Origin of the sequence: Tardiphaga sp. vice304 (assembly GCF_007018905.1) — a bacterium.
Taxonomy (GTDB): domain Bacteria; phylum Pseudomonadota; class Alphaproteobacteria; order Rhizobiales; family Xanthobacteraceae; genus Tardiphaga.
Window position 1 is genome coordinate 715264 of the sequence record NZ_CP041402.1, and the last position, 26268, is coordinate 741531.

The following is a 26268-nucleotide window of genomic DNA, read 5'->3' on the forward strand; positions in this document are numbered from 1 at the left end:
ATCAAAGCTTGTCACTTCTTCAGAGCCGCCGCGATCGCCGCAAAGATCTGGTCCTTGATCTCGGTCGCCGGCGGCGAGGGGATGGTGACCGCGGGATCGTCGCGCTTCCGGCAGGCGACGACGAGGCGGAAAATCCACACTTCGCCGTCGGTAAAATAAAGGTCGCCGCCGCCATTGCGGCCGGCCACCGTCGGGCCGATGCCGGTGACCTGGTATTTCGCCTCGACCATCCCGGCAGCCCGGAGGTCATCGGACATCACGGCGCGCTCGGCGTCGATGTCGGGCGCGATGTGATGGGTGATGGCGCCGGTGTAGTCGCTGATGCCGACGCTGCGGTCGAAGGTGGCGTCGCCGAGCCAGACCGGGCGGTCTTCCTCGCCCTTGTCCAGCACCTTCCAGAACCGGGCATGGTGGCGATGGTCGGCGCTGTGGCCGACCGGCTTCTCGAACGCCAGATCCTCGCGGCGGCCGAGATAGACCAGCGGGCTGACCGGCGCATCGCGATACGGCCGGTCGAGCAGCACGCTGCCGGCGATCTCCAGCGAAGACCGCCACGTCACCGCGTCGGCGGGATACCAGCCGGCGGCCTGCATCGCACACAGCACCTCGGCGCGGTCGCCGATCAGCCCGACATTGATCGGGTCGCCGGCAATGCCCTGCGGCGTCATGGTCGTCATCGGCAGGCCGGCCAGCCGGGCCTGCCGGTCGTGATGCGTCCAGAAGGTCGGCAGCACGAGATAGGCGGTGACGCCGTAGATACCCAACAGCAGCAACGTCAGCCGCAAGCCGCGATGCACCCGCCCGCGGCGGGGCGGCTTTATCGCCGGGTCTCGCGACATCCGGCGGCTTCAGCCTCCTCCTTCGAGCAGAACCAGCGCGTGCCCTTGCTGACCTTCATGCTGATCTTGGCGTACCAGCGGCTTGCCGGCGTATGATAGATGCAGACGCCGGCGCGGTTGACGTTGCCTTTGATGGTGCAATTCGGCGATGGCGCCTTGGCGCCGGAGGCCGAGGCGAGCAGGATCGCCAGCGCGTTGTCCGGCGGCTTGGTGGCGCCGAGGATGGCGGTCTTCTTGTTGCGCACCCGCCAGTCCCACGGCGCGATAAAGGCGCCGGCCCAGATCCCCGCCCGGGCCTCGCGCGCGGCCTGTTCGTCGGCGCTATAGGCCTGTGAGTATTTCACGTAGGACAACGCCCAGCCGTTCTTCACCATCCATTGCGAGACGTCCACGCCATCGATTTCGCAATTGGCGACCGAGCGGCCGAAGCGGTCGGTGCGCTGTACGCGACAGGTCCAGGACTTGTCGCCGGCGAAGGTCGCCAGCGCCTCATGCGCCGCGGCGCCGCAGGTCCATCGCTCGCCCGACGGGCTGAGGCAAAGCTGGTCGTTGGATGGCGCGTCGATGCCGGCGAGCCGGATCCTTGTGGCGCCGAACGCGACCTGATCGCCGTCGCGGATCTTCGGCACGCCGGTCACATCGGCGGCCTGCACCAGCGCCGGCCAGCACAGCATCAGCAGGACGACACGGAAGTTTGGCAACATGAAGCGGGCCCCGTCGTCGCAGAAGGAATGGCTATAGGGACTGTGAGCGGTTTCAATTGAAGGCGCCAGCGCACCGCTTTCAACTTCCCGCGATGAGGAAACTTGCGCGACCGCGACAGCCGGACTGCTTTTGTTCCGAAAGTGGAACCGGGAGCAGGCCTGTACTGTGCCCGTAACACCGTCTTAAATTGTGGCCGTTACCGACTTGTCGCGACCGGGGTAACTCGTAACCTTTCGCTGCGGTGCCGCAAATTAATCGTAATGGTTGTCCAAAAGCCTCTCACCCTTCAAACCTTAATCGACGGCGGCGCGCCCCATGCGGGCGCGAGCGATGACCGGGAATGATGTCATGAACGTTCTGCAGATGCATGTGTCGCGCCGCTCGATGACCTTCGCCGCGGCCTTTTTCGGCCTGGTGTCGCTGGCGCTGGCCGCCCATGCCGCGCTGAACGCTCGCTCGCCCGAGGCCGCCAACGCCACGCTCGAACAGGCGGCGGTCGGCAAGCACGCCCGGCTCGCGCTGGTGATCGGCAATGGCCATTATCCGGACGCCGCCACGCCGCTCGCCCAACCGATCAACGATGCCCGCGCGCTGACCAGCGCGCTGCGTCGCGACGGCTTCGAGGTCGATGTCGTCGAGGACGCCACCAAAGACGATATGGTCCGCGCGGTCGATCGGTTGAAGGCGAAGATCACGTCGGACTCGGTGGTGATGCTGTATTTCGGCGGCTTTGGTATCCAGGCTGGCCGCCAGAGCTACCTGCTGCCGATCGACGCCGCGATCTGGCGGGAAGCCGATGTCCGCCGCGAAGGAACCAGCGTCGAGGGCGTGCTCGCTGCCATTCAGGAGCGCGGCGCAAAGGTCCGCCTTGCCGTGATCGACGCCTCGCGCCGCAACCCCTATGAGCGCCGTTTCCGCTTCTATTCGCACGGCCTGGCCCCGATCGCTGCGAACGGGAATGCGCTGGTCCTGTCATCGGCGACGCCCGGCAAGGTCGCCGACGATGCCGATGGCCCGACCAGCCTCCTGGTCACCGAACTCCTGAAGAATCTCGATACGCCTGACACGGCGAAGACCGGCGCCGAAGCCGTGTTCACCAGAACCCGTCTTGCGGTCACCCGCGCCTCGAACGGCGAGCAGGTCCCCGCGGTGTCGTCGTCGCTGGTCGAAGAACTCCCGCTCGGCACGGCTGCTGCAATTAAGGCTGGCAGCTAAGGAGGCGCCGTAGCTTCAGTCGTCATTGCGAGGAGCGAAGCGACGCGGCAATCTAGAGGCCTCATACACGAAAGAACTGGATTGCTTCGTCGCAAGGGCTCCTCGCAATGACGGCTGAGAGGCTTTCGCTTCTCGATCCAGCTGTTCTCAATTCACCTTGGTAAAAAACCGCGCCATGCGAAAACCCGACAGCCAGGTGCTGACCGGCTGGTTGCGGACCCCGAGGTCCCAGGATCCCACGATGGCATCGACGCGGCCGACCAGGTTGTCCATCGGCAGCAGCCCGACGCCGCCGGAGCGCACCGGGACACGGCTGTCGGCGGAGTTGTCGCGGTTGTCGCCCATCACGAACAGATGGTCGGGCGGCACCAAAACTTCCTCGGTATTGTCGAGCCGGCCATGGTCGTAGAGCTTGAAGATCGGATGCGACACGCCGTCGGGCAGCGTCTCGACATAGCGCCGCGCGGGCTCCGAGCCGCCATTGTCATCTTCCGCGGCGCCGATGCCGTCGGGCTTCACCTGCGTCGCCAGGCCGTTGATATACACCATGCCCGATTGCACCTGGATGCGGTCGCCCGGCAGGCCGATGACGCGCTTGACCCAGACCTGCGAGCGGTCGCCGGGCCAGCGAAACACCACGACGTCGCCGCGCTTCGGCGTCGATGCCAGCACGCGGCCGGTCTCGGGCAGCGAGACATGGATCGGCAGCGATGCCGTCGAGTAGCCGTAGGGGAACTTCGACGCCAAGAGCGCGTCGCCGATCAAGAGCGTCGGCTCCATCGATGCCGACGGCACGTAAAACGGCTCGGCCAGTGCGCCCTTGGCGAGAAACACCAGCATCACGATGGAAGCGAGCTGGGCCAGTTGCCCGGACCAGCGCTTGGCATTCGACGCAAAGGTCGACGGGGTGCTGGCGTCGGTCACTAACCGGTGCCTCCCACCGTGATCTTGTCCATGCGCAGCGTGGGCTGGCCGACGCCGACCGGCACGCCCTGGCCGTGCTTGCCGCAGGTCCCGATGCCGTCATCGAGCGCCAGATCGTTGCCGATCATGCTGATCCGGTGGAGGTCGGTCGGGCCGTTGCCGATCAGCATCGCGCCCTTCAGCGGCGCGCCGATCTTGCCGTTCTCGATCTTGTAGGCCTCGGTGCACTGGAACACGTATTTGCCGGAGGTGATGTCGACCTGGCCGCCGCCGAAGTTCACGGCATAGATGCCGTTCTTTACCGAAGCGAGAATCTCGGCGGGGTCACGCTGCCCGGCCAGCATGTAGGTGTTGGTCATGCGCGGCATCGGCACATGGGCATAGCCCTGCCGGCGGCCGTTGCCGGTCGGCTTCATGCCCATCAGCCGCGCGTTCTGGCGGTCCTGCATGTAGCCGACCAGGATGCCGTCCTCGATCAGCGTGGTGCGGTTGGTCGGCGTGCCCTCGTCGTCGATCGACAGCGAGCCGCGGCGCGACGAAATCGTGCCGTCATCGACCACGGTAACGCCCTTGGCCGCGACCTGCTGGCCCATCAGGCCGGCGAAGGCCGAGGTCTGCTTGCGGTTGAAGTCGCCTTCGAGGCCGTGGCCGACCGCCTCATGCAGCATCACGCCGGGCCAGCCCGGCCCGAGCACCACGTCCATCTCGCCGGCGGGGGCGGGGATCGATTCGAGGTTCACCAGCGCCTCGCGAATTGCGCCGTCGGCAGCCGTGCGCCAGGTGCCGCTCTCGATGAAGCGCGCATAGCCCTCGCGGCCGCCATAGCCCTTGCTGCCGCTTTCCTGGCGGTCGCCGGATCCGGCCACCACCGTAATGTTGACGCGGACCAATGGTCGGATGTCGCGGTAGCTTTCGCCGTCCGGGCGCAGGATCTCGACCACCTGCCAGGTGGCGCCGAGCGACACCGAGACCTGGCGGACGCGCGGATCCTTGTCGCGGACATAGGCGTCGATCTCGGCCAGCAGCTTGACCTTGGCCTCGAAGCCCGGGGCATCGAGCGGGTTGTCGTCGCCATAGAGCCGCACATTGGTGTGCGCCGGCGCCGCCCCAAATGTGCCGCTGTAGCCGCCGCGCACGGCGTGCACGGCATCCGCGGCGCGGATCAGCGCCGGGATCGAGACGTCCGAGGAATGCGCATAGCCAACCGCATCGTCCTTGACCGCGCGCAGGCCGAAACCCTGGGCGGTATCATAGGTCGCCTGCTTGAGCCGGCCATTGTCGAAGCCCAGCGCCTCGCTCTGGCTGTATTCCAGGAACAGCTCGCCGTCGTCGGCGCCCTCGAGGCCCCGGATCAACTGCTGGCGCACCTGGTCGCGGTCGAGATTGGCGCGGTCGATCAGGGAAGTGGTGGCGGGACTGGTCATGGAAGCTCCGGGGCAATGGCGCGGTGACACTGAAGATAGGCATTGCGGCGGAAGAAGGGGAGGGGACCGCGTTGCGTTCGGCTGAAATCGCCGAAAGCTCATGCCCGGCTCCCTGAAAGATTGTGAAAAATAACTTATCAACCTCAAGGGAGTGTGGCTAAATTGGGCATGGCCGATGAATCCGATCAGATCCTTGCTCCCAAACCCCCTGGCCCGCCTTGCAGGCGCATGGCGGAGCAGGCACATTCGACGGCATGATCGAAGCTCGGGTCGCCAGTCTCGAAGCCGACGTAAAGAACATTCGTGAAAACGTCGGTGACATGAAGATCGCCCTCAGGGAGGCGGGAAAAGACCTGACCGATTTAAAGGTCAGTCAGGCCACCTTGACGGAGCGCATCAGCCACCTTCCTACCAAGAGTTATATCGGCTGGTGGATTTCAGGCGGGTTGACAGTTGCCGTTGCGGCTTTGACCGTGCTGTCGCGCCTCGGATGGCTCGTTGCGGCTACGCCAAAATAGAATTGCATCCGATGCAGCAAACTTCATGACTGTTCAGGTTCTGCCGATCACTGCATCCCACATTTCCGGTTTCGCCCGGGCATTGGACAGCGTTGCCCGTGAAAAGCGTTACCTGTCGTTTCTGGAGGGCCCGACGTCCGAAGCCGTGCGCGCATTCGTGCTCGACAATATCGAGCATGGCCATCCTCAATTCGTTGCCGTGGCAGGGGACGAGCACGTCGTTGGCTGGTGCGACGCAAGGCCGAACAGCAAGCCGATCTATGCCCACAGCGCAATTCTCGGCATGGGACTCTTGCCAGCGTTTCGAGGGCAGGGCATCGGAACCCGACTTATCCGGTCAACATTAGACGCCGCCCGCGCCAAAGGGCTTCACCGAATCGAACTGACTGTCCGCGAAGCCAATGCCGGTGCTATCTCCCTCTACCGGAAGTTCGGCTTTTTGACTGAGGGCATGCACATGGATGCGGTATGTGTCGATGGCAGCCACGAGAACGTCCTGTTCATGGCGTTGCTGCTCTAGCTGTCGGGACCAGCCCCTATGGCAGCTTGTCGTAGCCTTCGCCGATGCCGTTGAGGCTTAGCGGGAAGCCGATGCCTTCTTCGGGGGTTTCGAAGATGATGAAGGTCGCGGTCTTGGCGGTACGCAGCTGCCCGAGCAGCTTGTCGTCCATCACCACCTCGGCGACGCAGCCGTTCGGCAGGCAGCGCACGAAGCCGGCGCGGCCGACGTCCTGATTGTCGAGCTTGAGCCCGAGGCCGGAGGGCAGCAGCACGCCGAGCGGAGCGACCACGCGCATCAGCTTGCTCTTCTGGTCGGCGGTCTTCAGCACGATCACGGTGAGGCCGGCATTGGAGCGGTCTTCGGCGACCACGCTCTGGATCAACGCGCATTGCTCGGCCTGGGCGCCGGGCGGCGTGTCGCAGCGGATCTGCCAGTCGCCATGCACCGAGCGCACCGCGCCCTGGGCGTGGGCGGTGCCCGCCGGAACTGCCAGCGCGAGCAGGGCGGCGACGGCCAGCGCCAGCCGGCGCGGCGCCGCGCCGATGCGGTCATTGCGGTCCGCGACCGGTCCGTGCTGCAATCTCAAATGGCCCATCTGGGTCGATCCCTTGGCAGGTGGCTCGGCAGTCGACTAGGCTGCAGGTGAATTGACGCTAGATCCGGCAAATGTCCGTCGCGACGACTGATACGGCAATGACGGCGCCTTGAAGGCATCTTCGCCGGGCGGCGAGCGCCCGAAGCGCCGAATCAACCTCGCAGGGCGCGCCTGCCCTGTGCGTACATCGGGCGTTGCTTCTGTCAAGCCGGCCCGGCGGCAGGGGGCGCATTTCGCTCGATTTGAAGCGCGAATTACCGTCGTGGCGCAACCTCGTCGATTGCATTCCATCATCGACCATTACTGCATTGCGACGGATCAAGAATTATGGTTTGAGAAGCTGGATTTCGACGCATTCTAGCCACGCGGCACTCGCCGTTTGTCAGGATGCGGACGGATCGGCAGATCACGGCAACAGGCCGGAATGCCAGACGATTACATGGGAGCGCGCGCGGCATGAAGATGTCGAAGGGCCAGATTGGCCGCCGGTTGCTGGGTTTCGCGATGTTGGGAGCCGGGCTCGCTGCTGCCGGAACTGCGTCAGCGCAAGAGTCCGCCAAAATCATGGGGCAGCCCGCGCCCTGGGAATACAAGCTGCAGGAAGCCGCCACGCCGGTGATGGAGAACATCACCTGGTTCCATAATTTCCTGCTCTGGCTGATCATCGGCATCACGCTGTTCGTGCTGGTGCTGCTGGTCCTTGTGGTGGTCAAGTTCAACGCCAAGGCCAACCCGGTCCCCTCCAAGACCACCCACAACACCATGATCGAGGTCGCATGGACCCTGATCCCGGTGCTGATCCTGGTCGCCGTCGCGGTCCCGTCGTTCCGCCTGCTGTTCCTGCAGCTCGACATTCCCAAGGCCGACCTGACCGTCAAGGCCACCGGCAAGCAGTGGTACTGGAGCTACAGCTACCCGGATAATGGTCCGTTCGAGTTCGACTCGCTGTTGGCCGCCGACAAGATGCCGCGCCTGCTCGGCGTCGACAACGAGATGGTGGTGCCGGTCAACAAGGTGGTCCGCGTCCAGACCACCGGCGCCGACGTGATCCATTCTTTCGCGGTGCCGTCGTTTGGCATCAAGATCGACTCGGTGCCGGGCCGGCTCAACGAGACCTGGTTCAAGGCGACCAAGGTCGGCATGTATTACGGCCAGTGTTCGGAACTGTGCGGCAAGGACCACGCCTTCATGCCGATCGCCGTCCGGGTGGTCAGCGACCAGGAGTTCACCGCCTGGCTAGAGACGGCGAAGAAGAAGTTCGCCAGCGACAAGACGAATTCATACGCCGCGGCGCAGTAACCGCCGGCGACGGGACCGCGAGGTTGCGGGCTGACACGCCCGATACTGCGCAAAGAGACTGCCAAGAGACGACATAGCAGGATTTGAACATGGCGACGACCGCGGCAACACCGGCTCACGACGCTCACGCGCACGATGACCACGCGCATGCCCATCCAACCGGATGGCGGCGCTACGTCTATTCGACGAACCACAAGGACATCGGTACGATGTACTTGATCTTCGCGATCGCGGCCGGCGTGATCGGCGGCATCATGTCGATCCTGATCCGCATCGAGCTGATGTATCCCGGCGTCCAGATCTTCACCGAAAGCCACACCTACAACGTCTTCGTCACCTCGCACGGCCTGATCATGATCTTCTTCATGGTGATGCCGGCGATGATCGGCGGCTTCGGCAACTGGATGGTGCCGCTGATGATCGGCGCGCCGGACATGGCGTTCCCGCGCATGAACAACGTCTCGTTCTGGCTGCTGCCCGCCGCCTTCGCGCTGCTCATCATCTCCACCTTCGTCGAAGGCGCGCCCGGCAATAACGGCGTCGGTTCCGGCTGGACGATGTATGCGCCGCTCTCGACCTCGGGCCATCCCGGCCCTGCCGTCGACTTCGCGATCCTGGCGCTGCATCTGGCCGGTGCCTCGTCGATCCTCGGCGCCATCAACTTCATCACCACCATCTTCAACATGCGCGCGCCGGGCATGACCCTGCACAAGATGCCGCTGTTCGTGTGGTCGATCCTGGTCACCGTATTCCTGCTGCTGCTGTCGCTGCCGGTGCTGGCCGGCGCCATCACCATGCTGCTGACCGACCGCAATTTCGGCACCACCTTCTTCGCGGCCGAAGGCGGCGGCGATCCGGTGCTGTTCCAGCATCTATTCTGGTTCTTCGGCCACCCGGAAGTCTACATCCTCATCCTGCCGGGCTTCGGCATGATCTCGCAGATCATCTCGACCTTCTCGAAGAAGCCGGTGTTCGGCTATCTCGGCATGGCCTATGCGATGGTCGCGATCGGCGGCATCGGCTTCGTCGTCTGGGCGCACCACATGTACACTGTCGGCATGTCCTCGGCGACGCAGGCCTATTTCGTTGCCGCCACGATGGTGATCGCGGTACCGACCGGCGTGAAGATCTTCTCCTGGATCGCCACGATGTGGGGCGGCTCGATCGAGTTCAAGGCGCCGATGCTGTGGGCCGTGGGCTTCATCTTCCTGTTCACCGTCGGCGGCGTCACCGGCGTCGTGCTGGCCAATGCCGGCGTCGACCGCGTGCTGCAGGATACCTATTACGTCGTGGCGCACTTCCACTACGTGCTGTCGCTCGGCGCCGTGTTCGCAATCTTCGCGGGCTGGTATTACTGGTTCCCGAAGATGTTCGGCTACATGTATTCCGACTTCATCGGCAAGCTGCACTTCTGGGTCACCTTCGTCGGCGTCAACCTGACCTTTTTCCCGCAGCACTTCCTCGGCCTGTCGGGCATGCCGCGCCGCTACGTCGATTACCCCGACGCCTTCGCGGGCTGGAACCTGGTGTCGTCGGTCGGCTCCTACATCTCCGGCTTCGCCGTGCTGATCTTCCTCTACGGCGTGGTCGATGCATTCATCCGCAAGGAAAAGGCCGCCAACAGCCCGTGGGGCGTCGGCGCCACCACGCTGGAATGGACGCTGACCTCGCCGCCGCCGTTCCACCAGTTCGAAATATTGCCGCGCATCAAGTAAGCTCGACCGAGCGCGGCGCCCCTCGGCGCCGCGCTCGCCTGACGACTTCGCCCTTCACAAGGGGCGAAGTCGAATTTGAGAAATGAGAACGCTCTTGTCCGTCATCGACCACAACGCCATCGACCTTACGCTGCCGCGGATTTCCGAAGCCGGAGTTCGCGATTACCTCGCGCTGCTCAAGCCGCGGGTGATGTCGCTGGTCGTGTTCACCGCGATGGTCGGCTATTTTCTCGCACCCGGCGATCATAACGCGGTCCTCGCCTTCACCTCGATCCTGTGCATCGCGGTCGGCGGCGGCGCCTCCGGCGCGCTGAACATGTGGTACGAGGGCGACATCGACGCGCTGATGTCGCGCACCGCCAACCGCCCGATCCCGCGCGGCCGCATCACCCGCCCGGAGGCGCTGACCTTCGGCCTGGTGCTGGCGTTCTTCTCGGTGATGACGCTCGGCATTCTCGTAAACTGGCTGGCCGGCGCGCTGCTCGCCTTCACGATCTTCTTCTACGTCGTGATCTACACCATCGCGCTGAAGCGCTGGACCGCGCAGAACATCGTGATCGGCGGCGCCGCGGGCGCGCTGCCGCCGGTGGTCGCCTGGGCCGCGTCGTCCGGAACGCTCTCGATGGAGCCGATCCTGCTGTTCCTCATCATCTTCTTCTGGACCCCGCCGCATTTCTGGGCGCTGGCGCTGTTCCGCAACGACGACTATTCCCGCGCCGGCGTGCCGATGCTGCCGGTGGTCGCCGGTCCCGATGCGACGCGGCTGCAGATCCTGCTCTACACCATCGTGCTGGTCGCGGTCGCCGTGGCGCCGTGGCCGATGGGTTATTTCTCGGCGGTCTACGGCGTGGCGTCGCTGGTGCTCGGCGCCGGCATGATGCTGTGCGCGGTCAACGTCTACACCCGCCGCACCGGCAGCGCCGCCTTGCGCGCCACGCGAAAGATGTTCGCGTTCTCGATCCTGTACCTGTTCGCTCTGTTCGCCATCCTGCTTCTCGAGGTGGTCGTGAAGGCCATCCTGCCGCTGGTCTGGTAGCGCTATGGATAGCAACAAGCCCAAGCTGGACGGCATCGTCCTCACCGACACGCAGAAGAAGCGCCAGCGCGAGCGCTCGCTGGCGATCGCCTGGGCACTCGGCATTCTCGTCGTGCTGTTCTTCGCTGTAACCCTCGTCAAGGGGCCGGGCGTTCTCGTCCGGCCGATGTGATGACATGACCGTCAAGCCGCAGCTTGAAGTTCCCCAAAAGCGCCGCGGCCTTGGCCGGGACGCCAGGGTTGCGGCATTGTGCGGGCTGCTGGTCGCCTTCATGGTCGGCGCGTCCTACGCCGCCGTGCCGTTCTACAACTGGTTCTGCCGCGCCACCGGCTTCAACGGCACCACCATGGTGGCAAGCGCCGCGCCGGCTACCGGGCCGCTGGCGCGCACCATCGCGGTGCGGTTCGATTCCAACGTATCCGGCGGGTTGCCGTGGAAGTTCGTCCCGGAAAAGACCGAGATCACTGTCCGGATCGGCGAAGTCGTCACCGTGTTCTACCGCGTGACCAACCAGTCGGCGCGGACCACCTACGCCCAGGCGGCCTACAACGTCGCGCCGCTGACCGCCGGGTCGTACTTCCAGAAGATCAACTGCTTCTGCTTCACCGAGCAGACGCTGGAGCCCGGCGAGACCCGCGAGATGCCGGTGGTGTTCTACGTCGATCCTGCGCTGGCCGCAGATTCCGAAAACGACGGCCTGAATTCGATTACGCTGTCCTACACCTTCTATCCGGTGCGCGACCCCGCGCCGAGGCCGGTAGCCTCGAGCGAGACGGACAAGCGCAAGGGTAACCTATAAGCGCGATCTTTGAGCGTTCGAGATTCTGGGCTAAAAAGAAAACGCACCGGCGCAAACCGGGGCAGCTGACGGAGAGACACAATGGCTACGGCGCAAGCGAAGCACCACGACTATCATCTCGTCGATCCCTCGCCGTGGCCGGCGGTCGGCTCGCTGTTCGCCTTCATCATGGCGGTCGGCGCGGTCAGCTGGATGCACAAGATGTATGCCGCGGCCCCGATCGTGTTCGGCGTCGGCACCATCGGCGTGCTCTACACCTTCGCCAGCTGGTGGACCGACGTGGTCCGCGAAGCGCAATACAAGGGCGACCACACTCGCGTGGTGCAGATCAGCCACCGCTACGGCATGATCCTGTTCATCGCCTCCGAAGTGATGTTCTTCGTCGCCTGGTTCTGGGCCTATTTCAACGCCTCGCTGTTCCCCGCCGATACCGTGCACGCGACGCGCGAGGCCCTGTTCGGCGGCGTCTGGCCGCCGAAGGGCATCCAGACCTTCGATCCCTGGCACCTGCCGCTGCTCAACACGCTGATCCTGCTGACCTCGGGCACCACGGTGACCTGGGCGCATCACGCGCTGCTCGAAGGCGACCGCAAGGGTCTGAAGTACGGCCTGATCCTCACGGTCGTGCTGGGCGCGCTGTTCTCCTGCGTGCAGGTCTATGAATACAGCCACGCCGCCTTCGCCTTCTCGGGCAACGTCTACGGGGCGACCTTCTTCATGGCGACTGGCTTCCACGGTTTCCATGTGCTGGTCGGCACCATCTTCCTGCTGGTCTGCCTGTTCCGCGTCTATGCCGGCCACTTCACGCCGAAGCAGCACCTCGGCTTCGAATTCGCCGCTTGGTACTGGCATTTCGTCGATGTGGTCTGGCTGTTCCTGTTCATCAGCATCTACGTCTGGGGCTACGGCGGCCACGTCGCCGGCGCTGCCGCGCACTGATCGGCGCGATGTGCTAGAAGAGGGCGGCCGCAAGGCCGCCCTTTTTGTTTCTGGCTTCCTTGCCTTCTCCCCTTGTGGGAGAAGGTGGCGCGGACGAAGTCCGCGTCGGATGAGGGGGCCGAGTGCACCACTACCCCTCACCCGGCCGCGCTTCGCGCGTCCACCCTCTCCCACCTAGCGAAGCTTCGCTTCGCGCGGGGGAGAGGAAGGAAGAGCCCATGGTCGATAGTGTCCCGGTTGTTGTCCCGCTCTCGCAGACCGTCCTCCGCGGTCTCGCCTGCAAATGTCCGCGTTGTGGAAAGGGAAAACTGTTCGCGGGTTTCATCGACCTGAAACCGTCCTGCGATTCCTGCGGGCTCGATTACACCTTCATCGATGTCGGCGACGGCGCCTCGGTGTTTCTCATCATGATCGCCGGCGCGCTGGTCGTCGGTTGCGCACTGGTGGTCGAGGTGAAGTACCAGCCGCCGTTCTGGCTGCACGCCGCGATGTGGCTGCCGCTGATTTTGCTCACCACGATCGGGCCGCTGCGGCCGATGAAGTCGCTGCTGATCGCGCTGCAATTCCACCACAAGGCCTCCGAAGGCCAGTTGATCGATCGCGCCCCAAAATGACGGTGCTCGCCCGCCGCCGCGGCCTGATCGGTCTCAGCCTTTTTTCGCTCGCCATCGTCGGCCTGTTGATCGGTCTCGGCGTCTGGCAATTGCAGCGCCGCACCGCCAAGCACGCGCTGCTCGCCGCCCTTTCCGAGCGGTTAACGGCTTCGCCCGGCGCATTGCCGGCCGCCGCGACCTGGCCATCACTGACACCCGCGACCGACGAGTTCCGCCGCGTGACGTTCACCGCGGTGCTGAAGCCGCTGCCCGATGCGATGGTCTATGGCTCCGGCTCCGCGGTGCGGCCGGACGCGGTCGGCCCGGTCACCTGGGCCTTCCTGCCGGCCCAGCTGCCGTCCGGCGAAACCATCGCGATCAATGCCGGCTTCGTGCAGAACACCATGCAGGACCGCGCCCAGCAGGACCGCGCGGTTCAGCGCCTGATCACCGGCGCGCCGGTTGCGATGACCGGCTATCTGCGCTTCCCGGAAGCCGCAGGCTCCCTGACCGCGACCGCCGATGCCGGCAAGCGGCTGTGGTTCACCCGCGACATCGGCGCGATGGCCGACCAGCTCGGCTGGGGCGAGGTCGCGCCGTTCTACATCGACCTCGAATCCCCGGTGCCGCCGAGCGGCGTGCCGAAGCCCGGCCCGCTAGAGGTCCGTATCAAGGACGACCATTTGCAATATGCCATTACCTGGTTCGGCCTCGCCGCCGCAGTGGCAGGTGCGTTCGGGGTGTGGGTGAAGGGGCAGCGCCGGGTTTGACCCGGCATTTCCCCTTGATCGTAAAACCCTTTATGGTGCCGCCTGATTTCGCTCCATGCGAAATATTAATCCATCATGATCAAAGGCTTGGCGGGATCCCGCGCCTTTGGAGGACGCCTTGACGACGTATATTTCCACGCGGGGCGAGGCCCCCACTTTGGGCTTCTGCGATGTGATGCTGGCGGGCCTGGCCCGCGACGGCGGGCTCTATGTGCCGCTGGTCTGGCCGCAGCTCTCGCCCGACAAAATCGCCGCTCTGTTCGGCCGGCCCTATTGGGAAGTCGCCGTCGAGGTGATCCGCCCCTTCGTAGCCGGCGAGATCTCGGACGAGGATCTCGGCCGCATGGCCAACGAGGCCTATGCCACGTTCCGCCATCCCGCCGTGGCGCCGCTCGACCAGACCGCGCCGAACCAGTTCGTGCTCGAACTGTTCCACGGCCCGACGCTGGCGTTCAAGGACGTCGCGATGCAGTTGATCGCGCGGCTGATGGACCATGTGCTGGCGAAGCGCGCGGAGCGCACCACCGTCGTGGTCGCGACCTCCGGCGACACCGGCGGCGCCGCCGTCGACGCCTTTGCCGGCCGCGACAATGTCGATCTCATCGTGCTGTTTCCGCACGGCAAGATTTCCGACGTGCAGCGCCTGATGATGACCTCCTCCGGTGCGTCGAACGTGTATGCGCTGGCGATCGAAGGACATTTCGACGACTGCCAGGCGCTGGTGAAGGGCCTGTTCAATCACCACGCCTTCCGCGACGCGGTGTCGCTGTCGGGCGTCAACTCGATCAACTGGGCGCGGATCGTGGCCCAAGTGGTGTACTACTTCACTTCGGCCGTCGCCCTCGGCGCGCCGTACCGCGAAGTCGACTTCACCGTGCCGACCGGCAATTTCGGCGACATTTTTGCCGGCTACGTCGCCAAGCGGATGGGGCTCCCGGTGCGAAAACTGCGCGTCGCCGCCAACATCAACGACATCCTGGCGCGCACCATCGCCACCGGCATCTACGAAGTCCGCGAAGTGCACGAGACGGCGTCGCCGTCGATGGACATCCAGGTGTCGTCGAATTTCGAGCGCTTGCTGTTCGAGGCCTCCAACCGCGACGCCGCCTTGGTGCGCGGGCTGATGGACTCGCTGAAACAGTCCGGCCGCTTCGTGCTGCCGGAAGCGCTGCTCACCGCGATCCGCGCGGATTTCGAGGCCGGCAGTGCCGACGCCGAGGAGACCGACGCGGCGATTCGCGCATCCTGGCGCGAGACCGGCGATCTCGTCGATCCGCATACCGCGGTGGCGCTGGCGGTTGCCGATCGCGACGCCACCGAGTTGCACGTGCCGAACATCGTGCTGGCCACCGCGCATGCGGCAAAATTTCCCGATGCGGTGGAAGCCGCTTGCGGCGTGCGCCCGGCGTTGCCCGTCTATCTCGCGGGGCTGATGGAAAAGCATGAGCACATTACGGTCATGAAGAATGACCAAAGCGATATTGAGCGGTTCGTGTTGTCGGTCAGCCGTGCCGCGAAGCAAGGAGCTATTTGATGAGCGTCGAAGTCACCAAGCTGCCCTCGGGCCTGACGGTCATCACCGACACCATGCCGCATCTGGAAACGGCTGCGCTCGGCGTCTGGACCGGCGTCGGCGGCCGTGACGAGAAGCCCAACGAACACGGCATCTCGCATCTGCTCGAGCACATGGCGTTCAAGGGCACCAAGAAGCGTTCATCGCGCGAGATCGTCGAGGAGATCGAGGCGGTCGGCGGCGATCTCAATGCCGGCACCTCGACCGAGACCACCGCTTATTATGCCCGCGTGATGAAGGCCGACGTGCCGCTGGCGCTCGACGTGCTCTCCGACATCCTCGCCAATCCCTCCTTCGTGCCGGATGAGCTCGAACGCGAGAAAAGCGTGATCGTGCAGGAGATAGGCGCGGCGCAGGACACGCCGGACGACGTCGTGTTCGAGCACCTCAACGAGCTCTGCTATCCCGACCAGCCGATGGGCCGCTCCCTGCTCGGCACCGCCAAGACGCTGAAGGCGTTCGACCGCGACATGCTGCAGAATTATCTGTCGACGCATTATCGTGGCCCCGAGATGGTGGTCGCCGCCGCCGGCGCTGTCAGCCACCGCCAGGTGGTGGACGAGGCTTCCGACCGCTTTTCCAGCTTTGCCGGCGCCGCCGGTCCGAAGCCGCAGCCGGCGATGTTCGGCAAGGGCGGCTCGCGCGTCGTGCACCGCGAGCTGGAGCAGGCGCATCTGACGCTGGCGCTGGAAGGCCTGCCGCAGTCCGATCTCTCGCTGTTCAGCCTGCAGGTGTTCACCAACATCCTCGGCGGCGGCATGTCCTCGCGGCTGTTCCAGGAAGTCCGCGAGAAGCGCGGGTTGTGCTACTCTATCTACACCTTCCACGCGCCGTATTCCGACACCGGCTTTTTCGGGCTCTACACCGGCACCGATCCAGCCGACGCGCCGGAGATGATGGAAGTCATCGTCGATGTCATCAACGAGTCGGTCGAGACGCTCACCGAGAGCGAGATCGCCCGCGCCAAGGCGCAGATGAAAGCCGGCCTCCTGATGGCGCTGGAAAGCTGCAGCTCGCGCGCCGAACAGCTCGCCCGCCACATGCTGAACTACGGCCGGCCGCTGGGCGTCGAGGAACTGGTCGCCCGTATCGATGCCGTCAGCATCGAGTCTACCCGCGACGTCGCAAGGGGGCTGCTGACGCGCAGCCGTCCGGCGGTGTGCGCGCTGGGCACCGGCCGCGGGCTCGACGCGGCGGTCGCCTTTGCCGAAGGTTTGACCCGCGCCCGCGACAAAACGCTGCTACACTGAGGCCGCTCCTGGAGAGCAGGAAGGTTTCGGGGAAGCCCATGGCCTTGTTTCGATTGCCATCCAGCGCGCCGGCATCGCTGGCGCCGCGCGGCTACGGCCTGCAATTGCGCGCGCCCGCAATGGCCGACTTCCCGCAATGGGCCGATTTGCGGGAACACAGCCGCGCCTATCTCACACCGTGGGAGCCGATCTGGCCGTCCGATGACCTGACCCGTACCGGCTTTCGCCGCCGGCTTCGCCGCTACGCCGAGGACGCCGCGGCCGACCGCGCCTACCCCTTTTTGGTGTTTCGCGAATCCGACGACGTGCTGGTCGGCGGCGTGACGCTGGCGAATGTCCGGCGCGGCATCGTCCAGGCGGGTACCGTCGGTTACTGGGTCGGCCAGCCCTATGCAGGGCAGGGGGTGATGACCGCGGCGTTACGGGTGCTGCTGCCGTCGCTGTTCGGCGAACTCAATCTGCACCGCGTCGAGGCCGCCTGCATTCCGACCAACATGGCGTCGGTCCGCGTGCTGGAGAAATGCGGCTTCACCCGAGAGGGCCTGGCGCGCCGCTATCTGTGCATCAATGGCGTCTGGCAGGACCATTTCCTGTACGGCATGCTGCACGAGGATTTCAGGGGGTAGGACTCACTTTTTTCACCTCTCCCTGCAGGGGAGAGGTCGGAGCCTTGCGTGAGCAAGGCTCCGGGTGAGGGGCCTTCAATGCCATCGATGGTGCTGCGCCCCCTCACCCGGATTGCTGCGCAATCCGACCTCTCCCAACGGGGAGAGGTGCTGGGCGCCGCCGGGCTTGCGGCGAACGAGGCGCGAACGCACCCGAATGCCTTGGGTTTGCCGCCATTGCGCTGCTATAAGGCGCTGCACCGGCGGGGGACGGCTGGCGCAAACTACTGAATTTCCGGGGATATCGACATCATGCGCAAGATCGATGTGAGGCAGGCGAGGGCGCGTGCGCCGTGGCTCTTGCTGGCGGTGGCAAGCCTGACGCTGGCGGGCTGCGGCGGCGGCAGCATGTTCGGGGCCGGCAGCACGATCGGCAATGCCACCTCGGCGGTCGGCGACCGCTTCGGCCAGTTGTTCGGCTCCAATTCGCAGCAGCCCGGCGAGGCGCCGCCGCCGGCGCAGGAAGGCGACCTGACCTGTCCCAGCGTCAGCATCCGGCCGGGCGCCTCGACCTATGCGGTGGCCGCGCCCGGCAAGCAGGCGGTCGGCAATGATCTGCGCTACCAGGCGACCATCACTCGCACCGCGCGCGACTGTAACCTCAACGCCGGACAGATCACCGTGCGGATCGGCATCCAGGGCCGCGTCATCGTCGGCCCCTCCGGCGCGCCCGACGTCGTCGATGTGCCGCTGCGCGTCGCCGTGGTGCAGGAAGGCGTCAGCCCGAAGACCATCGCTACCAAAGTGTTCCAGACCAGGGTGCAGATCGGCGGCGAGACCAGCGTGCCGTTCAGCCTGGTCGGCGAAGATCTCGTCTATCCCGCGCCCTCAGCGGCGGTGGGCGACAGCTACGTGTTTTACATCGGCTTCGACCCGCAGGCACTGAAGCCCGAGCCAAGGGCCAAAGGCAGGCGATAGAGCGGGAGCCCTTTCTTACCCTCCCCTGGAGGGGGAGGGTGAAGGACAGTGCCGTGGGAGCACCAAAAATTACGCGTTCAGATCGGTCGCGGCGTCGGCGCTGACGCCGAGATCGTCGGGGCCGAGATCGGCGAGTTCGACTTCCAGGCATTCGACGTCGAGCCGCAGCGCGCCGCCGTCCGCGAAGATCAGGACGGCGCTGCCGGAGGGGGCGTCGGCTGCGTGGAATTCGATGCCGAGCAGCTCCAGGCCGACGTCGGCGGCCTCCAGGTCGATGTCGCGGGATTTACAGGCCAGCACCCGGTCGAAGCGCAAAGCGGCCAGCAGGCGGCGCGGCGTAACCTCGCCTTCGATGCTCTGGTCCCAGTCGATCCGGCTCATGCCGATCACCAGCCGCTTTTCGCCCTGCCGCCAGATGATGTCGGCGACCCGCACCGCGGCGTCCTGCACATGGGCGGAGATCACCGCGAGATCGTCGGCATCCAGAGCAATCAGCTTGCGTTGACCCGTCATGGCCGTTCCCGACCTTCCTGAAAATGGTGCGAAACCCTTAGCCGCTGATGCGCTCGATGGTGGCGCCGCAGGCGGATAATTTTTCTTCGAGCCGCTCGAAGCCGCGGTCAAGATGGTAGATGCGATTGACCATGGTCTCGCCGTCGGCGACCAGGCCGGCGATCACCAGCGACACCGACGCGCGCAGATCCGTGGCCATCACCGGCGCGCCCTTCAAACGGGCAATCCCGTCGATGGTTGCGGTCTCGCCGTCGAGATGGATCTGGGCGCCGAACCGGGCCAGTTCCTGGACGTGCATGAAACGGTTTTCGAAGATCGTCTCGGTGATGTGCGAGGTACCCTTGGCGCAGGCCATCAGGGCCATCAGCTGCGCCTGCAGATCGGTCGGGAAGCCCGGGAACGGTGCGGTCGAGACGTTGACCGGGCGGATGCCGGCGCCATTGCGGGTGACGCGGATGCCGTCATTGTTCGGCGTGATGGTGGCGCCGGCCGCGGTCAGCACGTCGAGCGCCGATTGCAGCAGTTCGGGGCGCGCGCCGGACAATTGCACGTCGCCGCCGGTCATCGCCACCGCGATCGCATAGGTGCCGGTCTCGATGCGATCCGGCAGCACCGGATGGCGGGCGCCGTGCAGTCTGGCGACGCCTTCGATGGTGATGGTCGGCGTGCCGGCGCCGCTGACCTTGGCGCCCATCTTGTTCAGGCAGTCGGCGACATCGACGATTTCCGGCTCGCAAGCGGCATTGTTGATAATGGTCGTGCCGCGGGCCAGGGTCGCCGCCATCAGCGCGACATGGGTGCCGGACACCGTCACCTTCGGGAAGTCGATCACGGCGCCCTTCAACCCGCCGGGGGCCTTGGCGATCACATAGCCGCCGTCGATGGTCAGTTCGGCGCCGAGCTTCTCCAGCGCCATGATCAGCAGATCCACCGGTCGGGTGCCGATGGCGCAGCCGCCGGGCAGCGAGACTTTCGCTTCATGCATCCGCGCCAGCAAGGGAGCGATCACCCAGAACGACGCCCGCATCTTCGAGACGAGCTCGTAGGGCGCGGTGGTATCGACGATGTTTTTCGCCGTGATGTGCAGGGTCTGGCCCTGATATTCGTGGTCGCCGGGGCGCTTGCCGGCCGACATGATATCGACGCCGTGGTTGCCGATGATCCGCTGCAGCTGCGCCACGTCGGCGAGCCGCGGCACGTTGTCGAGGATCAGCGTCTCGTCGGTCAGGAGGCCCGCAATCATCAGCGGCAGCGCAGCGTTCTTCGCGCCCGAAATCGGGATCGTGCCATTGAGTTGTGCGCCGCCAACGATGCGAATGCGATCCATACTGATTCCTTGCCGAATTTACGCGGAGGGGGTGGCCCCTGGACGGGGCGAACGCCCTCTCTAGCGCAAAAGCTGAGAGATTTGCGGCTTTTCGATGGGAACCGGCGGTAAAACTGTTCAGGCGCGGCAGAACGGCAGCAGCACGGCCAGCAGTTCGGCGGGCCGCTCTTCCGGGATATAATGGCCGCAGCGGTCGATCACCGCCGATTGCACGTCGGCTGCCGCCTGCGCCATGGTCTTGCCCATCGCCTCGCCCAGCCCCGCCGAGCCGCCGATCGCCAGCACCGGCATGGTCAGCGGCGTGGAAGCACTGGCCTGGTTCTGGGCGATCGAGTCGAAGATCGCCCGGTAATAGCCCATGCCGCCGCTCCAGCGGCCCGGCGCCGCATAGGCCCGGGCGTAGATATCGAGCGCGTCGGCATCGAAGGCGGTGTCGTGATCGACGGTCTTGGCGTGGAACATCCAGTCGAGGAATTCGCGCTCGCGGCCTCCGATCAGGCTTTCCGGCAACCCGTCCATGAAGTTGAAATAGAAGTGCCAGACCCGGCCGACGGTCTCCGGCGCGAAGCGGAACACCTCCATCGGCACCAGGCCGGGGATCGCCGCGTCCATCAGCACGAGCCGCCGCACGCGCGGCGCCCGCCGCGCGGCATAGGCGTAGCCGATCCAGGCGCCGATATCGTGCGTCACGAGGATGCAATCGGGCGCGCCGAAGGCCTCGAGCACGGCGTCGAGATGCAGCGCTATCGAGCCGGTGTCGTAGCCGTGTTTCGGGTAGTCGCTGTCGCCGAGACCTGGCAGGTCGACGGCCACGACGCGAAAATGTTTCGCCAGCTCCGGCATGATCTTGTGCCAGGAATACCAGGTCTGTGGCCAGCCCGAGACCAGCACCAAAAGCGGCCCGGTGCCGGCCTCGACGGCGTGCAACTCGATGCCGCAGGCGGCGATGCGGTGGTGCGTGAAGCCGGCCATCGCGGCCGTGTCGGATCCGTTCATCAGCAATCTTTTCATGGCAGGCCAGAGACGGCCGGCGAACCGGCCGCCCTGCCTGTCCCCAGGGTCACAGCGCTTTAGTATCGAACATCAGCATGTCGGCGCCACCAGTGGCGAAATTGGCAACATCGCCTGCGGCGGCCTGTCCTTCGGCGCTGGCGAGGCCGGACTGGATCGCCGCGAGACTGTCGAAGGTGAGCGTCGCGACCAGATAGACGCCGGTCGGCGACGGACCGGCAATGCTGCCCTGGCTGATCTCATATTTCCTGACACCGGGAATCTTCTTCGCCAGTGCGATATGGGTTTTTGCGTAGTACGCATCGAAGGCAGCGGAGTCGGTCGGCGTCTTGTAGAGTACCAAGAGTTGGGCCATCGCATTCCTCCCTGATTTTTGGTCGCAGGCGAGATCCTAGGCGCCGGGGCTGGCGGTGTCGCCCAGAAATCCGTGCAGCGCCGCCACCACCTGCGCGCCCTCCCCGATCGCTCCGCCGACGCGCTTGACGGAACCGGCGCGCACGTCGCCGACCGCGAATACGCCGCGCACCGAGGTCTCCAGCGCCGGCACGCTGCGTCCGGCGACCGGCGCGCCGGTGACGACGAAGCCGGCGCGGTCGAGCAACATGCCGCAATCGTCGAGCCAGGCGGTGGCCGGCTCGGCGCCGACGAACAGGAACAGGTTGCGGATCTCAAGCGACGTGTGCTCCCCGGACAAACGGTCCTTCAGCACGACGCGCTCCAGCGTCGCATCGCCATCCAGGCTTGCCACTTCGGTGTTGAACAGCAGCTCGATATTCGGCGTCGCCTCGATGCGCTCGATCAGATAGCGCGACATGCTGGCGCCGAGCCCGTCGCCGCGGATCACCATCCGGATCCGGCGGGCCTGCGAGGCGAGGAACACCGCGGCCTGGCCGGCCGAATTGCCGCCACCGACCAGGATGACCTCCTGCGCCTTGCACAATCGCGCCTCGATCGGCGAGGCCCAGTACCACACGCCGCGGCCCTCATATTCGGCCAGCCGCGCGATATCCGGGCGGCGATAGCGCGCGCCGGACGCCACCACGATGGATTTGGCATGCAGCGTGTCGCCGCCCTCCAGCGCCAGCGTGAAGGCGCCGTCGGTGCGCGTGCAGTCCAGCGACTGCACGGTGACCGGGATCATGATCTCGGCGCCGAATTTCTGCGCCTGGTTGAAGGCGCGGGCGGTCAGCGCCAGGCCGGAAATGCCGGTCGGAAACCCCAGATAATTCTCGATCCGGGCGCTGGCGCCGGCCTGGCCGCCGAAGGCGCGGGCATCGCACACCGCCACCGACAGGCCTTCGGAGGCCGCATAGACCGCGGTGGACAGCCCGGCCGGGCCGCTGCCGACGATGGCGACGTCGTATAATTTGCCCTTTTCGACCTGGCCGATCATGCCCATCTCGCGCGCCAGTTCGGAGGCGGAGGGATTGCGCAGCACGGTGCCGTCGGGGGCCACCACCAGCGGCAGATCGTCCAATGAGGGCGCAATGCGGGCGACGAAATCGGCGGCGTCGCTGTCGACGGCAGGATCGAGCAGATGGTACGGATAGCCGTTGCGGGTGAGAAAACCCTGCAGCCGGACCACGCCGGCGCTGTCGGGATCGCCAATCAGCACCGGGCCGCCGACGCCGCCCTGGATCAGATTCACCCTTCGCAGGATCAGCGCGCGCATGATGCGCTCGCCGAGGTCGGCCTCGGCCACCAGCAGCGCGCGCAGCCGTTCCGGCGGGATCAGCAGCGTCTCCACCGCGCCCTCGGCATGGCCATCGACCAAAGCGGCCCGGCCGGACAACTGGCCGATCTCGGCCAGGAACTGGCCCATGCCCTGATCGGCCACCGGCGTGACCCGGCCGAAGCCGTCGCGCTGGGTGATGGCGACATGGCCGGCCAGCACCACGAACATGCCGGGGCCGGGCTTGCCGGTCTCGAACAATTGCTCGCCGTCCCGGAAATGCCGGATCTCGCCGAACCGGCGCATCCGCTCGATTTCGGCCGGCGTCAGTTCGGGGAAGGTCTGGTCGTGGCGCTGCACCGGGCGAGGCTTGGGCAAGGGCTGATCGGGGACGGCAGGATCTGACGACATCTCTCAACTCACCATCTGGCAGGGACCTCGCCCAGGATTACGCATCGGGTTCGGGGTGTCTTGAACGATCGGCCGGCGCCGGATCGGGTTCCGGCGCATCGGCCGGCTCGGCTCGGCCGCGCGATTGCGACTTGCGCCGTTTCAGATTGTCCCGCAGCGCCTTCGCCAGCCGGTTGCGCCGGGCCAGTTCCTGCGCGTTACGGCCCTCGTCCGGTTGGTCTGTCATTCAGGCTCCAACGGCCGGCCCGGCCCCGTCGGGAGCGTGCAAATACCGTTATCGCCCAACATAAGCCCCCGCGGCCTCGACGCAACCGCGCGGGCCCGGGCTTCATCAACCGGCCGGATCGGCCCGCAAAACGGACCTCGCGCCAGATTTATGCAGATTGATCGACCGACCGCGCCCGATGCGCTTGCGCCCGTCCGAACCATGTGGCAAGGATCGCCCCGCTTGACGGGCCCTGCGGGGTTGATTCCCGTCCCAAGCACGCTGCCGTAGCTCAGTGGTAGAGCACTCCATTGGTAATGGAGAGGTCCACAGTTCGACCCTGTGTGGCAGCACCATTTTCTTCATTGAAGAACAGCCGACTTCCCGCCTGATGCCGTTCCGTCGCGATCGAGGGATCGCGGCGCTACTTCTTCGCGGCGAACTGATCGAACGCCTCGATGGCCTGGGCGGCGTACATCACGCTGGGGCCGGCGCCCATGTAGATCGCCATGCCCATCGTCTCCATCACCTCGTCGCGGCTGGCGCCGCTGCGCACCGCGGCCTCGGCGTGAAAGCCGATGCAGCCGTCGCAGCGGGTGGCGACCGAAATCGCCAGCGCGATCAGCTCCTTGGTCCTGGTATCGAGCGCATTGGCCTTCAGCGCGGCCTGCGCCAGCGCCGAAAATCCCTTCATCACATCCGGCGCGCCGCCGCGGACTTCCTTCAGCGCCACCGACAGATCGGCGGTCATCGCGGGCCAGTTCTTGTACATGGGAATAATCCTGAAAAGATGAGCGCGGTGCGCGGTCGTTCGACGATCATGGCCGTGCCAGCGCGCGCGGCCCCAGGCCGGGCGGCAGGCGCCGCCAGCGCGGGGGTCGGCTTCGCTGGCAGGCGTCTCAGCCCTGCTTGACCGGGCAGGTCCGGATGCCCAGCAGCGTATAGGCCGGGCAGAAACCGATGGCGGCGGTGAACAGCGGGACGACGCCGATCCAGGCCCAGACCGGCCCGCCGGTAAGCGCCCAGCCGATCAGGGCGAGGCCTACGATGGCGCGCAACGCGCGGTCGATCAGTCCAACATTGATGGTCATCTGCGTTTCCTCATGGTTCGGGGCAATCTCTGCAATGGCTGGTCTACGAAGCCGATCGGCCACCGTCTGTGATCAAGTCACCGCCCGGGATGGGCGGCGGCGGCGCGCAGCGGCGCAGCCTTGCGCAGTTCGACCCGGCCGCGGCCGAGGCTGACCCAGCCGCGCTTCTCGAAGGCCTTGAGATGACGGCTGACGACTTCGCGCGCGGTGCCGATCTCGGCCGCGAGCCGCTGATGGGTGATCGAAAGGTCGTGGCCGTCGGCGGACAGCGCCAGGAGCCGCGCGGCGAGCCGGGAATCGATCGAGGCGAAGGCGACGTTCTGGATCACCTGCATCAGATCGCCGAGCCGGGCCGCCTGCGACTGGAACACGAAGCTGCGAAATTGCGCCGACTGGCCCATCAGCTGGTGGAAGGTGGCGGCCGGCAGGCCGATCGCCTGGACCGGCGTCTCGGTGACGGCGAAGGCGCTGTAGTTCTGATCGGCGAGCAGCGCCAGCGTGGTCAGGACGCAGATGCTGCCCGGCCCCAGCCGATACAATACGATCTCGTTGCCGTCGGCGTCGAGCTGATAGACCCGCACGCGGCCTTCGGCGACCAGGATGAAATGCGCGCAGGGCTGATCCGGCGCGAATACGAAGGCGCCGGCCGGCAGCTTCATCGCCACAGACTTGTCCAGCAACGCCGCGCGCTCGCCAGCGGGCACGCCGGCGAGGGCGGGGAAGCGTTGCAGCCAGTCGCGGTCCGGCAGCGTCATCGGGATCCTGCCTGCGGGTAAACCGGCTGGACTATGCGGCACCGGCCGCGGAGGACCGTTGATGCGGATCAATCCCGGATGCCGCCGATATCGCCATCGCAGCCATTTTCCGACAAAGGTGCGTCACGTCCACACAGCGATGATTGCGCGCCGCTCGTCAGTTCGGATCGACTTCCTCGATCTTCATGAGCCGGCCCCATTTATCGAAGAAGTGGCCTTCGTTGAGCACCAGCCGGTCGTCGTCGAGGCGCTCCTCGAGAAGCCGCAGCCGCGCGCGCGCGGTGGGCGTGCCGAGCGGCCCGTCGGCAGAGGGCTGCGGGAAGAAGGCGGCGCCATCCCACTCCACGCCGGCGCCGGCGAACAGCCGCGTAATTTCCCCCCAGTCGATCTCGTCGCCGATCACGTTGAACCAGGTCGAGCGCAGCGGGCTGACGGCGGGACCCGCGATCTCGACCAGAACGGCGAAGGCCGTGAACGAGCCGTGCTCGGCGAAGGCCTCGGCGATCCAGCGATCGAAATCGGTGTCGTGGGTGGTCATGCTAGAAATCGACAACGGGCGTCTCCGGCATGACGTTCTCGAACAACATCCAGAACGGGGCGGGGTGAGTTTCGAGATACCAGGCCTCAAAACGCGCCAGCGCCGCAATCACGTCGGGCCTCAGTTCGTCCTCGCTTTCGACCGGCGCGAGGCTCGCAAACATCGCCTGCGCCACCGGCGCGAAGCCGGAGGTCACCGCGACACGCGCGTCCGAATCGCTGACCCAGCCGAGCCTGGCGCGCAGCAAGGCGGTCGCGACGGCGACTGTGATCTCCTCGCTCTCCGCGCTGGCGACGGCGCCGGAGACCTCATTGATCAGATTGAAGCGGCGATACGAAAACGCGCGCGCCTGCTCGAGCTCTTTGAGCCGCGCGGCGATGCTGCTGCGAAACTCGTCCTCGGCGGCGGTGCAGCGCTGCGCATCGGCGCGCAGGGCTTCGAGATACGCGACTTCGGCATTCATCG

Annotated in this window: 32 protein-coding genes and 1 tRNA gene; 17 read left to right on the plus strand and 16 right to left on the minus strand. The window is 65.8% G+C overall.

Annotated features, from left to right (window positions below; translation table 11 throughout):
* Window positions 1–11: 11 nt before the first annotated feature.
* Window positions 12–839: an LssY C-terminal domain-containing protein gene (locus FNL56_RS03330; protein ID WP_143571583.1), complete on the minus strand. Its 828-nt coding sequence runs from the start codon at window positions 837–839 to the stop codon at window positions 12–14.
* Window positions 818–1543, minus strand: a complete 726-nt coding sequence (locus FNL56_RS03335) for a thermonuclease family protein (protein ID WP_143571584.1) — start codon at window positions 1541–1543, stop codon at window positions 818–820. Before FNL56_RS03335 ends, FNL56_RS03330 begins: the two co-directional genes overlap by 22 nt.
* Window positions 1544–1892: 349 nt before the next feature.
* Here FNL56_RS03335 and FNL56_RS03340 point away from each other — a divergent pair, with 349 nt between their 5' ends.
* Window positions 1893–2759: a caspase family protein gene (locus tag FNL56_RS03340; protein WP_143571585.1), complete on the plus strand. Its 867-nt coding sequence runs from the start codon at window positions 1893–1895 to the stop codon at window positions 2757–2759.
* Window positions 2760–2906: 147 nt separating this feature from the next.
* Here the strand turns inward: FNL56_RS03340 and lepB are convergent, their stop codons facing one another.
* Together lepB and tldD are read right to left on the minus strand one after the other, a co-directional pair.
* Window positions 2907–3683 carry a signal peptidase I gene (lepB, locus tag FNL56_RS03345; RefSeq protein WP_246660843.1) on the minus strand — a complete coding sequence of 259 codons (777 nt, stop codon included), beginning with the start codon at window positions 3681–3683 and terminating at the stop codon, window positions 2907–2909.
* Window positions 3683–5107 (minus strand): metalloprotease TldD, encoded by a 1425-nt coding sequence (gene tldD, locus FNL56_RS03350; protein ID WP_143581772.1) that lies wholly within the window; start codon window positions 5105–5107, stop codon window positions 3683–3685. The genes lepB and tldD overlap by 1 nt, the downstream gene beginning before the upstream one ends.
* A 254-nt stretch (window positions 5108–5361) precedes the next feature.
* Between tldD and FNL56_RS03355 the strand changes: the two genes are divergently transcribed.
* Both FNL56_RS03355 and FNL56_RS03360 read left to right on the plus strand, forming a co-directional pair.
* Entirely contained in the window at window positions 5362–5625 is a 264-nt protein-coding gene (locus tag FNL56_RS03355; protein ID WP_143577472.1) for a hypothetical protein, read from the plus strand.
* A 25-nt stretch (window positions 5626–5650) separates the two neighbouring features.
* Window positions 5651–6145, plus strand: coding sequence for a GNAT family N-acetyltransferase (locus tag FNL56_RS03360; protein ID WP_143571588.1), 495 nt, complete (start codon window positions 5651–5653; stop codon window positions 6143–6145).
* A gap of 16 nt (window positions 6146–6161) precedes the next feature.
* Here the strand turns inward: FNL56_RS03360 and FNL56_RS03365 are convergent, their stop codons facing one another.
* A complete protein-coding gene (locus FNL56_RS03365; protein WP_246660844.1) occupies window positions 6162–6722 on the minus strand; it encodes an invasion associated locus B family protein in 561 nt (186 codons plus the stop codon).
* A 109-nt stretch (window positions 6723–6831) separates the two neighbouring features.
* Here FNL56_RS03365 and FNL56_RS03370 point away from each other — a divergent pair, with 109 nt between their 5' ends.
* From FNL56_RS03370 to FNL56_RS03430, 13 genes are all read left to right on the plus strand, one after another.
* A complete protein-coding gene (locus FNL56_RS03370) occupies window positions 6832–7083 on the plus strand; it encodes a hypothetical protein (RefSeq protein ID WP_143571589.1) in 252 nt (83 codons plus the stop codon).
* A gap of 95 nt (window positions 7084–7178) precedes the next feature.
* Window positions 7179–8021, plus strand: a complete 843-nt coding sequence (gene coxB / locus FNL56_RS03375) for a cytochrome c oxidase subunit II (protein ID WP_143571590.1) — start codon at window positions 7179–7181, stop codon at window positions 8019–8021.
* A gap of 89 nt (window positions 8022–8110) precedes the next feature.
* The gene (gene ctaD, locus FNL56_RS03380) at window positions 8111–9736 is read left to right on the plus strand and encodes a cytochrome c oxidase subunit I (RefSeq protein WP_143571591.1); all 1626 of its coding nucleotides are present in this window, start codon (window positions 8111–8113) and stop codon (window positions 9734–9736) included.
* 94 nt (window positions 9737–9830) lie between these two features.
* On the plus strand, window positions 9831–10772 hold the full coding sequence (locus FNL56_RS03385) for a heme o synthase (protein WP_143576004.1): 942 nt from the start codon (window positions 9831–9833) through the stop codon (window positions 10770–10772).
* A 4-nt stretch (window positions 10773–10776) separates the two neighbouring features.
* On the plus strand, window positions 10777–10944 hold the full coding sequence (locus FNL56_RS03390) for a CoxF protein (protein ID WP_143571592.1): 168 nt from the start codon (window positions 10777–10779) through the stop codon (window positions 10942–10944).
* A 4-nt stretch (window positions 10945–10948) separates the two neighbouring features.
* On the plus strand, window positions 10949–11572 hold the full coding sequence (locus FNL56_RS03395; protein WP_143571593.1) for a cytochrome c oxidase assembly protein: 624 nt from the start codon (window positions 10949–10951) through the stop codon (window positions 11570–11572).
* 81 nt (window positions 11573–11653) lie between these two features.
* A complete protein-coding gene (locus tag FNL56_RS03400; protein ID WP_143571594.1) occupies window positions 11654–12511 on the plus strand; it encodes a cytochrome c oxidase subunit 3 in 858 nt (285 codons plus the stop codon).
* Window positions 12512–12729: 218 nt separating this feature from the next.
* The gene (locus FNL56_RS03405; protein WP_143571595.1) at window positions 12730–13125 is read left to right on the plus strand and encodes a DUF983 domain-containing protein; all 396 of its coding nucleotides are present in this window, start codon (window positions 12730–12732) and stop codon (window positions 13123–13125) included.
* A complete protein-coding gene (locus FNL56_RS03410; RefSeq protein ID WP_143571596.1) occupies window positions 13122–13874 on the plus strand; it encodes an SURF1 family protein in 753 nt (250 codons plus the stop codon). The genes FNL56_RS03405 and FNL56_RS03410 overlap by 4 nt, the downstream gene beginning before the upstream one ends.
* A gap of 118 nt (window positions 13875–13992) precedes the next feature.
* Window positions 13993–15408, plus strand: coding sequence for a threonine synthase (gene thrC, locus FNL56_RS03415; protein ID WP_143571597.1), 1416 nt, complete (start codon window positions 13993–13995; stop codon window positions 15406–15408).
* A complete protein-coding gene (locus FNL56_RS03420) occupies window positions 15408–16697 on the plus strand; it encodes a M16 family metallopeptidase (RefSeq protein WP_143571598.1) in 1290 nt (429 codons plus the stop codon). Before thrC ends, FNL56_RS03420 begins: the two co-directional genes overlap by 1 nt.
* A gap of 38 nt (window positions 16698–16735) precedes the next feature.
* Window positions 16736–17323, plus strand: a complete 588-nt coding sequence (locus FNL56_RS03425) for a GNAT family N-acetyltransferase (protein ID WP_143571599.1) — start codon at window positions 16736–16738, stop codon at window positions 17321–17323.
* Window positions 17324–17614: 291 nt separating this feature from the next.
* Complete coding sequence (locus FNL56_RS03430) at window positions 17615–18280, plus strand: hypothetical protein (RefSeq protein ID WP_143571600.1); 666 nt, start codon at window positions 17615–17617, stop codon at window positions 18278–18280.
* Between the two features lie 69 nt (window positions 18281–18349).
* On the opposite strand, the gene FNL56_RS03435 is transcribed toward FNL56_RS03430, so the two are convergent.
* The 6 genes from FNL56_RS03435 to FNL56_RS03460 all read right to left on the minus strand — a co-directional run bounded on the left by FNL56_RS03435 (window position 18350) and on the right by FNL56_RS03460 (window position 23440).
* Window positions 18350–18793, minus strand: a complete 444-nt coding sequence (locus FNL56_RS03435; protein ID WP_143571601.1) for a DUF2948 family protein — start codon at window positions 18791–18793, stop codon at window positions 18350–18352.
* 37 nt (window positions 18794–18830) lie between these two features.
* A complete protein-coding gene (murA, locus tag FNL56_RS03440; RefSeq protein WP_143571602.1) occupies window positions 18831–20120 on the minus strand; it encodes a UDP-N-acetylglucosamine 1-carboxyvinyltransferase in 1290 nt (429 codons plus the stop codon).
* Between the two features lie 117 nt (window positions 20121–20237).
* Entirely contained in the window at window positions 20238–21116 is an 879-nt protein-coding gene (locus FNL56_RS03445) for an alpha/beta fold hydrolase (protein WP_168202847.1), read from the minus strand.
* A 64-nt stretch (window positions 21117–21180) separates the two neighbouring features.
* Complete coding sequence (locus FNL56_RS03450) at window positions 21181–21486, minus strand: EthD family reductase (protein WP_143571604.1); 306 nt, start codon at window positions 21484–21486, stop codon at window positions 21181–21183.
* Window positions 21487–21522: 36 nt separating this feature from the next.
* Window positions 21523–23214, minus strand: a complete 1692-nt coding sequence (locus FNL56_RS03455; RefSeq protein ID WP_143571605.1) for an FAD-dependent oxidoreductase — start codon at window positions 23212–23214, stop codon at window positions 21523–21525.
* Window positions 23215–23251: 37 nt separating this feature from the next.
* Complete coding sequence (locus tag FNL56_RS03460; RefSeq protein ID WP_143571606.1) at window positions 23252–23440, minus strand: hypothetical protein; 189 nt, start codon at window positions 23438–23440, stop codon at window positions 23252–23254.
* Between the two features lie 260 nt (window positions 23441–23700).
* On the opposite strand from FNL56_RS03460, the gene FNL56_RS03465 reads away from it, so the two are divergent.
* Window positions 23701–23775 (plus strand) — tRNA-Thr (locus tag FNL56_RS03465).
* 68 nt (window positions 23776–23843) lie between these two features.
* Here the strand turns inward: FNL56_RS03465 and FNL56_RS03470 are convergent.
* The 5 genes from FNL56_RS03470 to FNL56_RS03490 all read right to left on the minus strand — a co-directional run bounded on the left by FNL56_RS03470 (window position 23844) and on the right by FNL56_RS03490 (window position 26266).
* On the minus strand, window positions 23844–24191 hold the full coding sequence (locus FNL56_RS03470; RefSeq protein WP_143571607.1) for a carboxymuconolactone decarboxylase family protein: 348 nt from the start codon (window positions 24189–24191) through the stop codon (window positions 23844–23846).
* 127 nt (window positions 24192–24318) lie between these two features.
* A complete protein-coding gene (locus FNL56_RS03475) occupies window positions 24319–24510 on the minus strand; it encodes a YgaP family membrane protein (RefSeq protein WP_143571608.1) in 192 nt (63 codons plus the stop codon).
* A gap of 77 nt (window positions 24511–24587) precedes the next feature.
* Window positions 24588–25265: a Crp/Fnr family transcriptional regulator gene (locus FNL56_RS03480; RefSeq protein WP_143571609.1), complete on the minus strand. Its 678-nt coding sequence runs from the start codon at window positions 25263–25265 to the stop codon at window positions 24588–24590.
* Between the two features lie 157 nt (window positions 25266–25422).
* Window positions 25423–25803 (minus strand): hypothetical protein, encoded by a 381-nt coding sequence (locus FNL56_RS03485; protein ID WP_143582521.1) that lies wholly within the window; start codon window positions 25801–25803, stop codon window positions 25423–25425.
* 1 nt (window position 25804) lies between these two features.
* On the minus strand, window positions 25805–26266 hold the full coding sequence (locus tag FNL56_RS03490) for a hypothetical protein (RefSeq protein ID WP_143581773.1): 462 nt from the start codon (window positions 26264–26266) through the stop codon (window positions 25805–25807).
* Window positions 26267–26268 lie beyond the last annotated feature (2 nt).

What these genes read in the sequence shown, in the direction of transcription:
- coxB (WP_143571590.1), top strand. Translation starts at nt 7,179, where the DNA reads ATGAAGATGTCGAAGGGCCAGATTGGCCGCCGGTTGCTGGGTTTCGCG.
- FNL56_RS03330 (WP_143571583.1), bottom strand. Translation starts at nt 839, where the DNA reads ATGTCGCGAGACCCGGCGATAAAGCCGCCCCGCCGCGGGCGGGTGCAT.
- FNL56_RS03365 (WP_246660844.1), bottom strand. Translation starts at nt 6,722, where the DNA reads ATGGGCCATTTGAGATTGCAGCACGGACCGGTCGCGGACCGCAATGAC.
- FNL56_RS03410 (WP_143571596.1), top strand. Translation starts at nt 13,122, where the DNA reads ATGACGGTGCTCGCCCGCCGCCGCGGCCTGATCGGTCTCAGCCTTTTT.
- FNL56_RS03475 (WP_143571608.1), bottom strand. Translation starts at nt 24,510, where the DNA reads ATGACCATCAATGTTGGACTGATCGACCGCGCGTTGCGCGCCATCGTA.
- FNL56_RS03485 (WP_143582521.1), bottom strand. Translation starts at nt 25,803, where the DNA reads ATGACCACCCACGACACCGATTTCGATCGCTGGATCGCCGAGGCCTTC.
- FNL56_RS03455 (WP_143571605.1), bottom strand. Translation starts at nt 23,214, where the DNA reads ATGTCGTCAGATCCTGCCGTCCCCGATCAGCCCTTGCCCAAGCCTCGC.
- FNL56_RS03445 (WP_168202847.1), bottom strand. Translation starts at nt 21,116, where the DNA reads ATGAACGGATCCGACACGGCCGCGATGGCCGGCTTCACGCACCACCGC.
- FNL56_RS03405 (WP_143571595.1), top strand. Translation starts at nt 12,730, where the DNA reads ATGGTCGATAGTGTCCCGGTTGTTGTCCCGCTCTCGCAGACCGTCCTC.
- FNL56_RS03420 (WP_143571598.1), top strand. Translation starts at nt 15,408, where the DNA reads ATGAGCGTCGAAGTCACCAAGCTGCCCTCGGGCCTGACGGTCATCACC.
- FNL56_RS03335 (WP_143571584.1), bottom strand. Translation starts at nt 1,543, where the DNA reads ATGTTGCCAAACTTCCGTGTCGTCCTGCTGATGCTGTGCTGGCCGGCG.
- FNL56_RS03400 (WP_143571594.1), top strand. Translation starts at nt 11,654, where the DNA reads ATGGCTACGGCGCAAGCGAAGCACCACGACTATCATCTCGTCGATCCC.
- murA (WP_143571602.1), bottom strand. Translation starts at nt 20,120, where the DNA reads ATGGATCGCATTCGCATCGTTGGCGGCGCACAACTCAATGGCACGATC.
- FNL56_RS03460 (WP_143571606.1), bottom strand. Translation starts at nt 23,440, where the DNA reads ATGACAGACCAACCGGACGAGGGCCGTAACGCGCAGGAACTGGCCCGG.
- FNL56_RS03425 (WP_143571599.1), top strand. Translation starts at nt 16,736, where the DNA reads ATGGCCTTGTTTCGATTGCCATCCAGCGCGCCGGCATCGCTGGCGCCG.
- ctaD (WP_143571591.1), top strand. Translation starts at nt 8,111, where the DNA reads ATGGCGACGACCGCGGCAACACCGGCTCACGACGCTCACGCGCACGAT.
- tldD (WP_143581772.1), bottom strand. Translation starts at nt 5,107, where the DNA reads ATGACCAGTCCCGCCACCACTTCCCTGATCGACCGCGCCAATCTCGAC.
- FNL56_RS03450 (WP_143571604.1), bottom strand. Translation starts at nt 21,486, where the DNA reads ATGGCCCAACTCTTGGTACTCTACAAGACGCCGACCGACTCCGCTGCC.
- FNL56_RS03480 (WP_143571609.1), bottom strand. Translation starts at nt 25,265, where the DNA reads ATGACGCTGCCGGACCGCGACTGGCTGCAACGCTTCCCCGCCCTCGCC.
- FNL56_RS03355 (WP_143577472.1), top strand. Translation starts at nt 5,362, where the DNA reads ATGATCGAAGCTCGGGTCGCCAGTCTCGAAGCCGACGTAAAGAACATT.
- FNL56_RS03390 (WP_143571592.1), top strand. Translation starts at nt 10,777, where the DNA reads ATGGATAGCAACAAGCCCAAGCTGGACGGCATCGTCCTCACCGACACG.
- FNL56_RS03435 (WP_143571601.1), bottom strand. Translation starts at nt 18,793, where the DNA reads ATGACGGGTCAACGCAAGCTGATTGCTCTGGATGCCGACGATCTCGCG.
- FNL56_RS03490 (WP_143581773.1), bottom strand. Translation starts at nt 26,266, where the DNA reads ATGAATGCCGAAGTCGCGTATCTCGAAGCCCTGCGCGCCGATGCGCAG.
- FNL56_RS03360 (WP_143571588.1), top strand. Translation starts at nt 5,651, where the DNA reads ATGACTGTTCAGGTTCTGCCGATCACTGCATCCCACATTTCCGGTTTC.
- FNL56_RS03340 (WP_143571585.1), top strand. Translation starts at nt 1,893, where the DNA reads ATGAACGTTCTGCAGATGCATGTGTCGCGCCGCTCGATGACCTTCGCC.
- FNL56_RS03470 (WP_143571607.1), bottom strand. Translation starts at nt 24,191, where the DNA reads ATGTACAAGAACTGGCCCGCGATGACCGCCGATCTGTCGGTGGCGCTG.
- FNL56_RS03430 (WP_143571600.1), top strand. Translation starts at nt 17,615, where the DNA reads ATGCGCAAGATCGATGTGAGGCAGGCGAGGGCGCGTGCGCCGTGGCTC.
- FNL56_RS03395 (WP_143571593.1), top strand. Translation starts at nt 10,949, where the DNA reads ATGACCGTCAAGCCGCAGCTTGAAGTTCCCCAAAAGCGCCGCGGCCTT.